This window comes from Streptococcus sp. HMSC078H03, assembly GCF_001808655.1.
In the GTDB taxonomy this organism is placed as follows: Bacteria; Bacillota; Bacilli; order Lactobacillales; family Streptococcaceae; genus Streptococcus; species Streptococcus salivarius_G.
Genome location: NZ_KV794079.1, coordinates 3,189 through 18,536, shown reverse-complemented (window position 1 = coordinate 18,536; position 15,348 = coordinate 3,189). Strand labels below are relative to the sequence as shown.

Below are 15,348 nucleotides of genomic sequence, written 5' to 3'. Positions count from 1 at the left end.
TTTCGGAACCACTAGCACAGCTAGTGGTTTTCGTAAGACAACAACTCCCCTCGTACTTAACGAAGGGAGTTGTTTGACTAATAATTCCAGTTTACCAAGAGATAAATTAAGCTCGAGCCAAACATATCTGCTAAGGCATGAACGAGGAAAAATGGAAGCAAGTTTTTAACCTTGTACTTATAAAGGAAATAATAGAGGAGACCAAAGGCCACACCGATAACCAGAGCCCATAGCATGCCCTGATAGGTATGGAAAGACACACGAACAATGGTTGAAAAGAGCAAGACCAACCACTTATACTTGTCCTTAACCGAGGTCAAGAGTCCTAGGAAGAAAAATTCCTCGTAGAAACCGTTAAGCAATCCATAAGCAATTGCCATAGGCGATAAGGCCATGAACTTGTTAATCACAGCCATAGGGCTAATAAAGGCTAGAACCTGAGGGCTAAAATAATTATATTGTCCTGACAAAGTACTTACCATATCAGCAAATAAGCCCATGATAGCGAAAATAAAGGGTACCTAAAAGAGAACAGACCACTTTAGACGGATTGGCAATTGTTTAAAGTCAAAATGACGTATCCACAGATAAATAATCGCTAAGGCTAGAAGAATAATCTGCAAGGTAAAATTGCTTGAGTAAGCTGCTCCTTCACTGGCTGTATTTGTTGACGTCTCACTGATTGCGGTAGAAAGGCTTGGAGACAAACTCGCCAAATACATTTGTGTCGAACGAACAATAAACTGACCAAACATAATCAGCGTAACAATACCAATATCAAACCATCTCAGTTCCTTGAGCGGCTGGTCAGGATGAATTTTCTTAAGTAAAGACATGGTCCTTCCCTTCTTTCTAGTATCTTCATCGAAGACTGGTTAATTCTTTAAGGTTATTATAAGTCATAAACCTTAAAGTAACACTAAAATTTGCAGTAAGATTAGTATTTCATTTAAGGAAAGAAAAAGCAAGGGAAACTATGTTTCCTTTGCTTCAAACACCTTATTAATCATTCTTTTTGACAACACTAACTAAGACAAGGAGTTGGAAAATGGCTAGAGCAAATAAGACCATAAAGCCATTTCGACTACCTTGAGCCGTTGCTTGCGCAAAGTCAATCTTGTGATTAGCTTGACTCATAGCAACAATTAGAGATGCTAGTGTTGTTCCCACTGCTCCTGCAAATTGTTGGAGCGTGTTAAAGATGGCATTAGCATCGGCTCGTTGATCAAGCGACAGTTGTTTCTGTCCATTAGTCATGACATTACCAAAGGCAACCCCAAGTCCCGTCATGAAAATCATGTAGAAGGCGAGAATCAAAGTATTTGAAAGGGAGTGGCCAAACAAGCTAAATAGCAACTGAGCAAGAACGATAAGGCTTGCTCCAATCAGAATTGGTTTACGAGCTCCCATCTTATCTAAAATGATACCCGAAAACGGAGCAAATCCTGCACCAATGATAGCTCCCGGGAGGAGCATCAAGGCTGCAAGAGTGGTATTAGAGTGGTTAACCAACTGCACATAGTTTGGCAAGAGGAAACTCATCGCAAGGGAACCCAATTGGAAAGAAAAGAAAGCGATAATATGACCTGTCAGTTTACGATTTTTCAAAATAGAGAGGTTGATGATGGGATTTTCTAATGTTGTAGAACGCCAAATCAAAATGACAAGACCTAAGATCCCAATCAAAAGCCAACCTAAGACTGAGAAGCTGAAGAAGGCATGTTCAGCAACCCCATGAAGACCTAAAATCAGGCCCAAGAAAAGAAAGATGGTAGCCAGTAGACTGAGGATATCTAAAGATTCACGTTTAACCTCACTCTTTTGCTCAATCGAGCGAAGCCCTGCAATCAGTGAAGCCAAGAGAATAGGAAACTGAATGAGGAAGATAGAACGCCAACCAAAATGTGCCGTCAAAAGTCCACCAACAGTCGGACCAATCGCTGGAGCGACAGCTGTAATCAGTGTCCCAACTCCCATCATGAGACCAATCTTACGACTTGGCACCTGCTCCAAAATGATGTTAAACATAAGAGGTAGGGCAAAACCAACACCCATTCCTTGAACCAATCGTCCCAAAACAACAAAGCTAAAACTAGGCGCTATAAAGTCGATGAGAACACCTAAGATAGACAAAAGGTTTGCGACCAGAAAGATGGTTTTCATCTTAAACGAACGCTTGAGATAGGCAGATAAGGGCACCACGCAAGCAACGACTAATAGGTAGATGGTTGTAACCCACTGTACTGTTGACGTATTAACCGAAAATGCCTTCATCAATACAGGAAAGGTGATGTTCATAGCTGTTTCACCAGCCACTCCACAAAAAGAAAGGATTCCTGTCGCAAAGATGGCACACAGGATCTTGGTGGAGATTTTTTCGTCTGACATAAGTATTTGTTCCTCCTATATAAACTTAAATATTGCGGTAGTGTTGTAAGATTTTGAGAAAGACTTCTCTCTCTTCAGATGAAAATTGCTGGGCAAACTCTTCCTCTTCTTTTCGAAGATAGGATTGGCAGGCAGACGCGATTTTTACTGCCTTATCCGTTAAAACAACCGCTTTTTGCCTAGCGTCTTTCGATGAGGTATGTCGTTCGATAAGGCCTTTTTTCTCCATCCGCTGTAAGAGAACTGTCGTTGTCGAACGCTGAATCTCAAATTCGTGCTCAATGTCACGTTGAAATACCTCATGATTAGCATGATTGGTTATAAAATCGATAATGGCCATCTGATTTCCAGTCAAATCATACTGCCTAGCAAACTGATCAAAGTGGCGCATCATATTGTTATTGGCTTGCTTCAACAAGCGTCCAAAATGGTCCAAAACATGACTCCTTAACTACATTGTTAGCTAACTAGCGATTAACAGTATAGTAGAATTATTAACTCAAGTCAATAGATTCTTTCAAAAAATAGAAAAACTCAAGGACTTAAATCCTTGAGTTGCTTCATTTAGTCTTTCTTTACAGGAATTTCCTTAATAACACGCGCTGGATTCCCACCTAGAACCACGTTGTCTCCAAAGGACTTGGTCACAACAGCGCCTGCCCCTGCCACTACATTATTCCCCAAAGTAACGCCTGGAAGAATAGTCACGCCTCCACCAGCCCAGAAGTTATCACCGATAGTAATTGGAGCCCCATATTCAAGGCCTGAATTACGCTCGGTTGGATCAAGCGGATGTAAGGGCGTCAAAAACTGACAATTAGGGCCAATCATGGCATTGTCACCAATCCTGATAGGACAGACGTCTAACATAGTCAAGTTCCAGTTAGAATAAAAATTTTCACCCAGATGAATATTAACAACATAATCCGTAACAAACTGAGGATTCATGGCAAGATTTTCACCAGTCGAACCAAACCAAGATTTGACAATTTCAGCTCTCTTGAGACGGTCAGGTTCCGCATTAAAGGCCATTTGGTTTTCTCTCGATTTAGCTGCTAGGGCACGTAACTCAGGGTCGCTAGGTTTATAAAAGTCACCTGCAATCATCTTTTCATATTCAGTTGGCATGGCATACTCCTTTTTTGTTTCTTCTTCTATATTGTAGTATAGAAGTGATATTACCACAAGTGAGACTCCCATACAAAAGTATGTAAAGTCTTTATTCTACTTAATTATATATCGATGATCTCACCAACAGCTAAAACCCTATAACCTGCTGATTCAACTTCATTTTTAGTTGTCTTGTAATGACTATAATCATCAATATGAATGGGATAAATTCTTTTAGGTTGAAGGAGATCATTCATTCGGTTTAACATTTTTAAGTCCATGGTAAATGGTCCACCAAAAGAACCTGATTTTACAGCACCTAAATTAGCAAAAATAGCATCTATATTTTTAGGGACAATTTGGATTAAGTCTGGGTACAAAACAGTATCACCAGTAAAATAAATAACTTTAGTTTCCGACGAACTGGTGATTGTTAGTTGATAGCCATTTACCTTACCAACTATCTTTCGCATGATGTAATTACTGGCATGATAAGCCGGTAATGCTTTTATGGTGATACAATAGTCAGCGACTTGAAATGCTTGTTCTTCTCCCCATCTTAAAACACTATTATTTAAACATGGCACCCCATCTAAAATTTTCCTATTAGGAGAAATGACCGTCTTCTCTTTCAGATAATCTTTCCCTACATCATCCAAATGATCTTGATGCCCATGAGTAATTAGCCATACATCAACTTTGCTAAGAAGAGACTCATCCTTATAAACATCAGTTTGTTTCTCGGAGACAAATCCTTTAAACTGAACTGATGTTCCTTTAGGAGACAAGTCAGGATCAATTCCGATAAAAAATTGATTATCAATAGAGATGACGCCACATGCAACGCCACAATAAGTAAACGAAATAGACATAGTACCTCTTTTTATAACAAGCGACAAGTTGAAAAACTAGACATTAACAATTATGGAATGAGCATTTAAGTGCATAGCTCTTGTAACTAGATTATAGTTTTTATCATCAATTTAATCAATGTCTGTTTACGTTTTGACGCCTTCTTTTACGTTTATAATACTTAGTTTCCAAAGACCTCAGTTAGGTAATCCACAAAAAAATCCCAAGTGCACTAAGCAACTTGAGATTTTCTTTCTGTCTGGGCATGCCTGAGTCATTCAGGGCTTTATATTATTTGTCCTTTTGATCTTTGTGATCTTTTTTATTTTTCTTTTTACGTCCGTTGCGGCCAAGTCCTAGACCTGTTACCGATACGGTGAAGCCTGCGATATTGATGGTTTCTTCAATCTTACCTTTGCTTGCTTCTTCCTCATTTGAGAGATTAATTGGCATCTTGTGTTTAGAGCCTTTACCCTCAGCTTGACTTGAAACAGGTGCTTCAAAGTCATCGCCTGGTCCATAAGTAACTGGTCCATCATGAGCTTCGACTTGCTCTTCGACTTGGTCGAGAACTTCTAGGTCTTGGATTTCTTCAACAACGATATCGTCTGCCTTGTCTTCCTTAGGTTTACCATTAATATCGCCTGTTAATGGGATATAAACAACGGTTTCCTCAAGGTTACGTTGACCTACTGTCTTACCTTCAACCTTATCCTTATCAGCGCTATAGCCTTCTACTTCAGGAGTGATGACTGTTTCAAACTGACCTTTATTTGAAGTCCAGTAGCTTGAACCAAGCTCTTCACCTGTAACCTTGTCAATAGTCAAACTACGTGTCCATTGAGCAGTTTGGATGTTATTGGCAGGAAGTTCTGCTTGTCCATCGCTAGATGTGTAGAGAACTGTGAAGGTTACGTCTTTGATGTAGCTTTCGCGTTCTGGCCATTTGGCACCATCAGGATTTGCTGGGTTGATTGGTGTACCAGCTTCTTGGATGTTATCTGGACCTACTTGAACGGTACCATGACGAAGGGTAACCATGAAGTTTTGGTCAACATGTGAATCGCCATCAAAGATCACACCGTTTGTGAAGCCATCAGCAAGGAGGGTATAACCACGGTCGCTATAGTACTTGATACGTTCGATTGTTGAGTATTCAATCACTTCGCCTGATTTACCAAGCAAGTCGACCACTTCAAGTTTCTTACGAGTTGTACCATCAACATAAGTAACTGTAGCTTTCTGAGCATCCTTGAGGTAAGTAACCACTTCCATGATTTCAGGAGTTTCCACAGAAACCTCTGTCATTTCAGCGACTTCCATACGGTCTGGTGTAAATCCGACAACCTCTGGTGAAGGAACCGCTGAGAAGCCAGCTTGAGTACTTGACCATGCTTCATAATTGATAGCGCCTGTCACAAGGTTAACATTAGCCAAACGTTTGAAATCAAGAACTTCAACGTAGTCATCGCTAGCCAAACCACCTTCTTCGAAGACATACTGGATGGTACGTGTCACATCGGCACGGTTTTCAAGCATCTCTACGCTATTTGGCCAAACTGGGCTATTCACATCATTTGGATCTACGACTTCACCTGCAACTGGTGCTGGCATATCTGGGTCGATAAGAACCAAACGTTCACGAAGAACCACTTCGAAGACTTGGTCAAAGTCAGAGTCACCATTGTAAGTGTGGTCAAAGGCTTCTGCATAACCATCGTTGACAAGTTCATAACCTTGTTTGAGCAAGTTTGCGATTTGTTCATCAGTAGAGTAGTCAATCTTCTCACCTGAGCTTCCAACGACAACATCACGAGTCAATTCTGACTTATCAAGCTCATTCATGTAAAGGATAATAGCTTTTTGCTCATCCTTAGCATAAACCACGTTGGTATCTTGACCTGGGTGTTCTGGAGTAATAAAGGCCTTTTCAGAAATGTAACCAAGAACATCTGGAACGACTGTTTCCATAGCCATGGTTGGATCTTCAGGATCGTTGTTGTAGCTTGGAGTAGGTGCATTTTCAATAGGTGTACCATACTCATCTACTGGAATAATCTTACCAAGTTCTGTGTAAGTTACTGTATCTTCCACTTCTGGAAGGTCTGGGCGAACTTCAAGTCCACCAGCTTGACGTTTATCTGCATAGAAGCCTTCAACTACTGGAACTTCTACAACATCGTAAGTGAAGCTGTCTTGATCCCAAGTGCTTGTTTGTTCCACTTGGTTAAATTTACCGTGGAAGCTGAAGCTATCTTGAATGTTGATAACTGGATCTTTGTAGCCTGCACCTTGGAAGGTAACCGTTTGTTTCGTATCTTGTGTGATATCATCCAAGATTGGTTCGTAAACCAAGGTTTGGTCCAGGCTGAGGTCAATTGGCAATACCAATTCACTTTCAGCTTGGTAGCCAGCAACTTGTGGTGCTGGTGTTTCAATAACTTGCGTAGCATCTTGAGGATCATTAGCATAATGAATTGGTTCTGCATCCGCGATTGGATTACCAAAGGTATCAACAGGGATAATCTTACCGAGTTCTTTATAGACAACACTGTCTGTGGCTTCTGGTTTATCAGGTGTAACAATCTGCATACCAGCCACTGCCTTGTCCGCATAGTAACCTTCGATAACTGGGACATTAACCTTAGCAAAGGTATGGCTGTCTTGATCCCAAGTGTAAGTGTCTTCTGCTTGATTGTACTTACCAGTGAAGGTGAAGTCAGACTGGATATTAACAGACGGTGTTGCTTCGCCAGCTCCTTTGAAGAAGACAGTTTGCAAGGTTGGTTGCGTTACATCTTCAAGGATTGGAGCGTACTCAACAAGAATATCGTCTGTCAAGCTCTCAGGCATGACACTTTGTTGCATTGGACGATAACCCGGAATGTGAGGAACAAGTGTCTCACTAACCTTAGTTGGGTTATTGGCATCGTTGTTGAAGGTTGGCGTTGGAACGTTTGGAATCAAGCGTCCATTCGCATCAATAGGAATAATCTTACCAAGTGGAACGTAGGTAATGGTTTCTTCGATGTTATCTTCAGTAACCTCTCTACCTTTAACTTCTACTCGATCCGCAAAATAGCCTAAAACAACTGGAGCATAGATGTCATAATACTTGGTCTTGTTTGGTGACCATTCTGTCTCGTCAACAAGCTCACCTGTGACCTTGTCAAAGGTAAGGGTACGGACCCAATAAGCCTTTTGCACATCGGCATCTGGCAAATCCGCATTGCCATCTGTACTCTTGTAAAAGACTGTGAAGCTTACTTCTTTCTCGTAAGCATACTTAGATGGCCACTTAGGTCCATCTGGATTATTAGGATTGATTGGAGTATCTGGGACTTGTTCATGATCAGGCCCTACCTTGGCAACATCGTGTTGCAAGAGGACAAACCACTCTTGATCATCAATATCCTTATCATCAAAAATGGCATCTTTAGGGAATTCGTCCTGAATCAAGTCATACCCCATGTCCTTGAAAGTCTTGATACGTGTTGCTGTTCCGTATTCAATCGCTTCACCCAATTCCCCGGTCAACTGGTCACTAACCAAGTAAGCACCAGTAGTTTCATCAATATAAGTGATGCTGGCTTTCTTGAAAATTTTACGATACACAACCGGAGTATCCCCTCCTGGTTTGTTCGGTACTACACTTTTAATATCTGTCATATAATCTTGAACAGCTGGTGTTGCTGTCTCACCCGCCTTTCGTGGATCTTTTTTGTTATTGTTATACTGCTTAGTCAAAGCACCTGGAATATATTCCCCATCTTCTGTCACAGGGATAATGCGTCCCAATTTCCTATAGGTCACATGTTCCGTTACCGTTGGCACATAGGGTGTGACAACGTTAAAACCCGCTTCTTTTTGGTCAGCGAAATAGCCCTGGACAACTGGTACCGATATCTTAGGATAGGTATAACTGTCCTTGTCCCATTCGATTAAGCCAGTCTTCCTATCTCTAGTTCCTGTAAAGACATGGTTTTCCATGACTTCAGGGTCTGGAGTTTTAGAATCTGCTCCTTGAAAAATAATCTCTTGCTTTGATGGAATCCTCACGGTTTCTGATTGGGCATGATTATCAAAGAGGGCTTCGTCTGCTCTAGCAAAATCTAATGGAGAGGGGGCACTGTGGTCAGAGCGACTTTTTGGGTTAGTCAATAAATTAGAAAGATCTATAGTATCAACTAAGTCAGAGTCCGCTGACTTACGTGCATTATGCGCTTCGGCGGTTTTAGCCTTAGCCGCTGCCTCAGTCGCATTTTCCCTATAGGCTCTCAAAAATACTCCCCCTTTCTACTTTTTTATGAGAAATAAAATCCTTTACTTGCTAAGTTCTCATGGAAATCTTTTCTATTAAGATTTCATTTTCCCTCGGAGAAACTAACAAGTTCTTATCAAAGATTAAAATTTTTGATATCTCTTATATATACTATAATACGAGAATCGAATTTTTACAAGTAAGGTGTAAGAACTTTAATCATTTTAACCCCTAAGTGAAAAAATAGTGCTTTAATGTGCGATATCTATCAAGTAGTTTACGAAAGTGACATCAAAATGAGATTACACCGACAACTTAAATGATGAGTCTTTAATGGAGCTTTCTCTCCCTAAGGACACTCTCATAAGAAATAGACTATAAACTATCACAACTACTTCTCATCTTTGAATGGCTAGAGCCTTACTGTATTTGTTAAAGAAATGGCCTATTAGGAATGACACAGGCCAAGCCTGCGACTAGTCCTCGACTAGGGAATGCCAATAAATAACTGGTATTACTCCTAGTATAGATTGACTTTGACGCTTCGTCAATAGATTGGAACCATTTAATGAAAATCCCTAATTTTAAAGCTTTCTCGTATTAAATTGTGCATTAATAATAGTCATTGGGATTAGGCTATTTTGCTATCATTCTGGGCACCAAATAGTCATAGGTATTTCACAACTCAGCCAAGAAAAGGGTTAAATGACTATTCACAGTCCACATTTAAGTCTTTACGGAAACCCAGTTATGCCATAAAAACCGAGACTACTGTCTCGGTTCATACAGTTTGGAAACGATTAGATTTGTCCTCGGCCTTGAGCGTCAAAGTAAACCCACCATCCTGGACTCACTTCAACCCAACGGTTAACAGCCATCTCACCTGAATTTGGATCAAAGTAACGAACAACACCGTTCACGCGAACCAGATGACCTTTGATTTGTTTACCATTTTTATCAAAGAGGAGATTTTGACCATTGATATTAACCATGCCTTTGACAGCATTACCATTACCATCGAAGTAATACCAGCTACCATCAATTTCGTGGAATTGATTGCGGTAAAGCTCACCTGAGTTTACATCATAGTAACGAAGGTTACCATCTACGTTTGCCAAAGCACCTTTGACCTGACGACCATTTTGATCAAAGTAGAGGTTTTGACCATTGATGTTTTGTGAACCTTTTACGGCTGCTCCATCATTATTGAAGTAAGCCCAAACACCTGGTTCAATTTCAGCAAAACGGTTGCGAGCCATTTCGCCTGAGTTTGCATCATAGTAACGGATTGTTCCATTCTCGTTAACAGTACGCCCTTTAACTTGGACACCATTGTTATCGAAGAAGAGCTCTTGACCATTAATGTTTTGGTGGCCTGTTACACGTCTACCATTACCATCATAGTAAGCCCAAACATTGTTACCAATTTGAACAAATTGATTGCGACCTGATGTATTGTTGTTATTGTTGTTATCTGGTTTTGGATCTTGTTTGCCGTTAGCATTCAAGACACCGTTTTCATCATAGTAGAAGACTTGACCTCTACGGTTTTGACGGTAACCATCACGCAATTGCACCCCATTAGCGAGGAAGAAGTATTGTTTACCATCGATAGTCTTTTCACCGATTGCCATACGGCCTGTATTATCAAAGTAGTAGACATTTCCGTCATTATCTTTGATGAAGGCATTCTTAGCATATTGACCATTGTTATAACGGTATCTTACAGAGAAGAGACGTTTTTCAAATTTACCACTACCATCACCGTTTTGGTTATCACCATTAGTTGATTGGTTGCTTCCGACTACTTTTGGAAGGCTAACCTTACCACCATTTGTACCGTAGTAACCGTTGAGGCCATTCTTAAGCACGTACTCTGAACCACGGTCAAGAATGTTAGTACCATTCATGTACTTCGCAGACCACTTCGTAATCTTCTCGTCAGTTGTCATGCGTTTACCGTTAGAGATTTGAACACGGTCAAAGATTTGTGGGTAGAGACGTTTCAATTCATCAAGGAAGGCACCACCATATTTACCTTGGTAGTCGTTACCAAAAGTACGTGTCTTAGCGGCATAGAGGCTATGATTGATGATTGCCCCATCTTTAGTTTCACCATAGTTATTGACACGAGTTGCAGTAACCACTTCATCACCTGGAAGGTTGTAGATTTGGTCTGGAACCCAGTCAGCAATTGCTGAAATACCTACAGCGTGGAGTGATTTAAGAGCTGCTTTCAAGTCAGCCAATGAACCGTACTTATTGTCCTTACTCATACCAATATCATAACGGTCTGTGAAGGCATAACCATTTTGGATGACTGAGTCAAGGAAAGTACCATCATCACTTGAAACGTATTGTGGAGCAAGTTCGAATGATGTAATACCCCATGATTTGAAGAGACTAGCATTTTCAGCAATCTTCTTATTAGTGTATTGTGATGGATTTTGAACGAAGTCTTGGAAGTTAGAGAAACCTTCGTAGATAACTTGTGAATCAAGGGCAGCATTTGATTCGTAGACCAAACCACTGCTGTTCTTTTCTTTACTTGGTGCTACACGCACATCTTGAGTTTCAGAAGCACCTACTGGTACCCAAACGGCAAGGTAACCATCAACTTGAGGGTTACGGATACCACGGATTTCGTTTGCATTGAATGTCAAATTACCGTTGCCATCAGTATACTTAACAATACCGTTAGCATCGCTGTCATTCAAGTACGTAGCCACACCATCGTTTGTTGTCAAAAGCAATGGACGATAAGCTTGGTTACGGTGAGCCGCACCCATGTTAATTGTCAAGTTGCTTGTCAAACGAAGGGCAGGTTGGTTTGAAACGATAACTGCCATACCTTGGTTACGTGTTTCTGCTGTACCAGTATCAGAAGCACTGTTAGCCCCTGTACCGTAACGTACGGAAGTCAAGACACCTGCAGCATCCCAACCATTAGTATTACCATAACCGATGTAGTTAACCTTCATATCTTGACCGCCAGCTGCATAGCGGATACGGCCTTTCAAGAGGGTTTCAATAGCATCATAATATGGTGATTTTTTAGCCATATATTGACCATCATCTGTGTACATGTCTCCATAGTAAACACGTGGCACAGTGTCCTTATGTGTAAGCATCAAGGCATATGCTGATGGGATGTTATATTGTGTGTATTGCTTGTTGGCACTACGCATGTCTCTGTTGTAGATTTCAAAGGCTTTCTTCATTTCATCAAGAGTGAAGGTATTCCCTGTTGATTGAGGGTTGATTTCATTTTTGATGATTTGACCAATGATTGATTGTACCTCTGAATCGTGGGCACGAACAAATGAGTAGTTAGCCATACGTTTAGAGTTTTTACCACTTTCAGAACGGTCATTTAAACTATTTGAAATGAGTGGTTCAACTCCTGAACGGTTACCAATTGGACGCAAGAGTGAATATACCAATGCCAAGTGCATAGGGTCATCCATTGGCAATTGAGCACCTTTGGTGTCTTCATTGTAGTAGGCATCATTGTGTGACCATGCTTCCAAGATAGACAAGTGTTTAATGGCTTGATCTTGACTCTGATCAGAACCATATTTAGCTTTGAAATAATCTGAAGCAATTTGGAGAAGGTCAGCATTGACATTATCGACGGCATCGACACGAACACCATCGAAGTTTTCATCTTCAGAACCACCAGTAATAGTACCAATGTTCATGATATAGTGGAGCCAGTTCAACTGTTCAGCTTGAACCGCTGGATTTGAGTTGTCGATATCATTTGCCAACAAGAACTCGAAACCACCGTTACTTGTATCCTTAGTATACTTAGGATTGTGTTTACCTGTTTGGCTAGTTGGTGTGCGGTTCAAGAGACGATAATCAGAGTTAGCATGACTTGTACGACTATCGTTGTTATAGAGAAGGGCACCACCTTGCAAGTGGTCACTATTATCAAGATTTTCAGAAGTTGAATTCCAACCTGGTTGGGTCTTCACGAAATTTTTAATAGTTGTACGCAACCAGTCAGTGTTACCTTCACGCGCAATACGTTCTTCAATACGCTTTTGAACTTCAAGCGCTGCTTGGTCCATCTGAGTTTGTGAGCTGAATGACGTATAGGTCTGATTGGTACCGAGACCTTGCTCCTTCATGTAGTTGAGGTAGCTCGCTTGGATAGCCTTGCTTGGCCACCAAACCGTAAGCAATGGACGTTTGTCATTTTCAGTTGAAGCAGTCCACTCTTTACCATCTTTCAAGATTTCTTTTGGACGGTACCATGTGTTGGCAGTGAAGTAACCATCAACAAGTTCGATATCTTTATCAGTTGTACCATAAAAGGCATTTTTATCACCATTTACAGTAACGTTTGTGTTTGTGCTATCAGCTGATGAACCTGTTCCACCGTTCTTGTCGAAACGGTATTCTTTTTGGTTAGACAATTCACCAGTTTCAGCGTTGAAGTATTGGCTGCCACCGTTACGTTCAAGAACATAGTTCTTACGAATAGTGCCATCATCTTCAACGTAGTATTGTTTTCCATTAATGGTTTTGATGTGACTTGGACCATCAGTTACTACATTGTTAGTTGCTGGAAGGTCGTTATTTACTACTGTGACCGTATTATTGCCGTTAACTGGAGTAGCACGACGGCCTCCTGTAGGACCACGGAGGGCACCAGTCGCACGACGTTCACGTGTCGCTGCACGGTCTGTAACTGTTGTTGTATCAGTTGTAGTATTGTTATTTGTTGTATCAACAGCTGTATCGTTAGTTGCTGTTGTATCTGTTGTAGTTGCCGCACGATCAGTGCCGACTGTCGCTGCCGTATCAACAGCATTCGCTGCAACTGTATTTGTTGTATCAGTTGTCAAATCGAAAGTTGCTGTTGGAGCTGCTTGGTCAGTTGCGGCATTGTTTGTCGTTGCAACTGCTGTAGTTGGATCCTGAGCAGTCGTTGTATCGTTAGATACAGTACCCGTATCAACAGAAATATCGGGGATGGCTACAGTAGCATCCGTGTGTTCGTCGGCCTGAACGACACCGTCGTTAGTCCCTAATGAAACCGCTGAGACTGCACCGAGAGACAAACCTGTCACTGCGATGGTTACCCATTGTTTCTTAACTTTGTGCATTTTATAATGTACTTTTTTGTCCATAATAAAAAGACTCCTTTTTCCCATTTATAGCTTCATTCTAAATCATTGAAAGTTTTTTTTCAATAAGATTCGATAAATTTTCATAATTTTTAGAAAAAACACTTTATTGTTTTAATTAAATGAGTTTAAAGTGAGTGTTTCGAAATAAAAAATAGCTTATTTTATTTTTTTAAATCAATACAAATGATACTCTATCGCTATTTAGAATGATTATTGATAAGGTATTTCTTTTAATACTATCTCAAGAGAGTCTAATGAAAATTCACAAAATCCTTAAGACTCTCCTTTCAAAGCGACAAAAAATACCGTCATTATCAAACCATTAGATCTGTTAAGATGGTGTCTTTTTTAGTCTAGCTTCTCATATAAAAACTAAATTCTAACTATCTAAGCCATTCATTACTTACTGAGGTGTAAGGGCTTTAAATTGGGACCTATAGTGCCAGTAAGAAAGCAGAACACGAGCAACAAGCCATCACATAAAAATGTCTCAAAAGCCTATCAATCTTGCTGAAACTAAGGAAAAAAGGAGTATAATAAAGGTGAAAAGAGTTAACCTATTTAGATACAAATAGAGGGGTAGGTGAGAAAGATGTCAGTACAACATACAAACTTCAACACAAGCCAAGATAAGGGTAAGACTGGTCAAGAGTTCAATAATCAAGAGCTCATTAAGAAGAATGCTCCAGACAACAGGGTTGCTTCTATTTTCCTTGCAGTCGCCTTTTATTTAGCTATCGTTTATTTTTATTTAGCTATCGTTTATTTTGCCTTATTTTTCATTAATCCTTGGGGAATTCTTCTGATAATTTTCCTAGCACCTAGTTTGATTAGTTTTATCATTGCAACTATTTTAACAGGTATTGGGCGTAAAAAAGCTAGTAAAAACTTCTTATACACAAGCATTGTTTTTTATGTAGCTTCTATCCTTCTTGCTTACGACCCTGACTGGGGAGTTTTTCGAGTTATACCAATTCTGTTAACCATTCTAGTAACGATCGGAACTGTGTTGTTTAAACAAGATAATGAGCAAGACAACAAATAAGAGACCATGTTCAAGTGGTCTCTTATTTTTATGTAGTCATTTGTATTTCAAAAAGTCAGTTCCATTTTGAAACTTCCACAACATCTTCAAATCAAAAAACACCTTCTAGCTAGAATGGTTAGCTAACATGAAGGTGTTTTTTATTGTGCTTATCTGAGCATTGTAAAGACTTCTACAATCCTGAAATACGAATAATCTTCGTCCTATTCTTCATTTTTCTTACGTTTGGCAAGAAATCCAAGACCAGTTGCAGTTGCCAAAGCACCCAAGGCCATACCTAATGATGAGTTTTCCTCACCAGTCTTAGGAAGCGCTTGGCTACCACGTTTGTGCTTAGGATCTTTCACTTCAGAAGTTGATTCTGAAGTAGACACTGAAGCACTTGTTGATGCTGAGGCTGAAAGACTTGCTGATGTACTCAATGAAGTTGAGGTGCTTGTTGAGGTGCTTGTGCTTTGCGATTCGCTCAACGATACAGACTCACTTGTAGAAATCGAAGAACTTACTGAGGCTGATGCTGAATTAGACACTGATTGTGATTCAGACACAGA

At 40.3% G+C, this 15,348-nt stretch carries 8 protein-coding genes and 1 pseudogene; 1 reads left to right on the top strand and 8 read right to left on the bottom strand.

The features are described from left to right. Positions 1-77: 77 nt before the first annotated feature. The 7 genes and pseudogenes from HMPREF2607_RS02340 to HMPREF2607_RS02310 all read right to left on the bottom strand — a co-directional run bounded on the left by HMPREF2607_RS02340 (position 78) and on the right by HMPREF2607_RS02310 (position 13,752). Positions 78-836 (bottom strand): annotated as a pseudogene (locus tag HMPREF2607_RS02340) (CPBP family intramembrane glutamic endopeptidase). A gap of 166 nt (positions 837-1,002) precedes the next feature. Further along, the gene (locus HMPREF2607_RS02335; protein ID WP_070475592.1) at positions 1,003-2,388 is read right to left on the bottom strand and encodes an MFS transporter; all 1,386 of its coding nucleotides are present in this window, start codon (positions 2,386-2,388) and stop codon (positions 1,003-1,005) included. A 25-nt stretch (positions 2,389-2,413) separates the two neighbouring features. Beyond that, positions 2,414-2,824, bottom strand: a complete 411-nt coding sequence (locus HMPREF2607_RS02330; protein WP_060972268.1) for a MarR family winged helix-turn-helix transcriptional regulator — start codon at positions 2,822-2,824, stop codon at positions 2,414-2,416. 128 nt (positions 2,825-2,952) lie between these two features. Further along, positions 2,953-3,516: a sugar O-acetyltransferase gene (locus tag HMPREF2607_RS02325; RefSeq protein ID WP_070475588.1), complete on the bottom strand. Its 564-nt coding sequence runs from the start codon at positions 3,514-3,516 to the stop codon at positions 2,953-2,955. A 104-nt stretch (positions 3,517-3,620) separates the two neighbouring features. After that, complete coding sequence (locus HMPREF2607_RS02320) at positions 3,621-4,370, bottom strand: MBL fold metallo-hydrolase (protein ID WP_070475585.1); 750 nt, start codon at positions 4,368-4,370, stop codon at positions 3,621-3,623. A gap of 271 nt (positions 4,371-4,641) precedes the next feature. After that, positions 4,642-8,631, bottom strand: coding sequence for a mucin-binding protein (locus tag HMPREF2607_RS02315; RefSeq protein ID WP_070475581.1), 3,990 nt, complete (start codon positions 8,629-8,631; stop codon positions 4,642-4,644). A 780-nt stretch (positions 8,632-9,411) separates the two neighbouring features. Next, positions 9,412-13,752 carry a glycoside hydrolase family 70 protein gene (locus HMPREF2607_RS02310; protein WP_083278650.1) on the bottom strand — a complete coding sequence of 1,447 codons (4,341 nt, stop codon included), beginning with the start codon at positions 13,750-13,752 and terminating at the stop codon, positions 9,412-9,414. Positions 13,753-14,344: 592 nt separating this feature from the next. Here HMPREF2607_RS02310 and HMPREF2607_RS02305 point away from each other — a divergent pair. Beyond that, positions 14,345-14,797 carry an NfeD family protein gene (locus tag HMPREF2607_RS02305; RefSeq protein ID WP_037598012.1) on the top strand — a complete coding sequence of 151 codons (453 nt, stop codon included), beginning with the start codon at positions 14,345-14,347 and terminating at the stop codon, positions 14,795-14,797. 203 nt (positions 14,798-15,000) lie between these two features. Here HMPREF2607_RS02305 and HMPREF2607_RS02300 read toward each other — a convergent pair. Continuing rightward, a partial coding sequence (locus HMPREF2607_RS02300) for an LPXTG cell wall anchor domain-containing protein (protein WP_261674262.1) occupies positions 15,001-15,348 on the bottom strand: 348 nt, incomplete at its 5' end.

Coding starts and splice junctions, on each gene's coding strand:
- HMPREF2607_RS02335 (WP_070475592.1), bottom strand. CDS start 2,388: ATGTCAGACGAAAAAATCTCCACCAAGATCCTGTGTGCCATCTTTGCG.
- HMPREF2607_RS02325 (WP_070475588.1), bottom strand. CDS start 3,516: ATGCCAACTGAATATGAAAAGATGATTGCAGGTGACTTTTATAAACCT.
- HMPREF2607_RS02320 (WP_070475585.1), bottom strand. CDS start 4,370: ATGTCTATTTCGTTTACTTATTGTGGCGTTGCATGTGGCGTCATCTCT.
- HMPREF2607_RS02310 (WP_083278650.1), bottom strand. CDS start 13,752: ATGGACAAAAAAGTACATTATAAAATGCACAAAGTTAAGAAACAATGG.
- HMPREF2607_RS02305 (WP_037598012.1), top strand. CDS start 14,345: ATGTCAGTACAACATACAAACTTCAACACAAGCCAAGATAAGGGTAAG.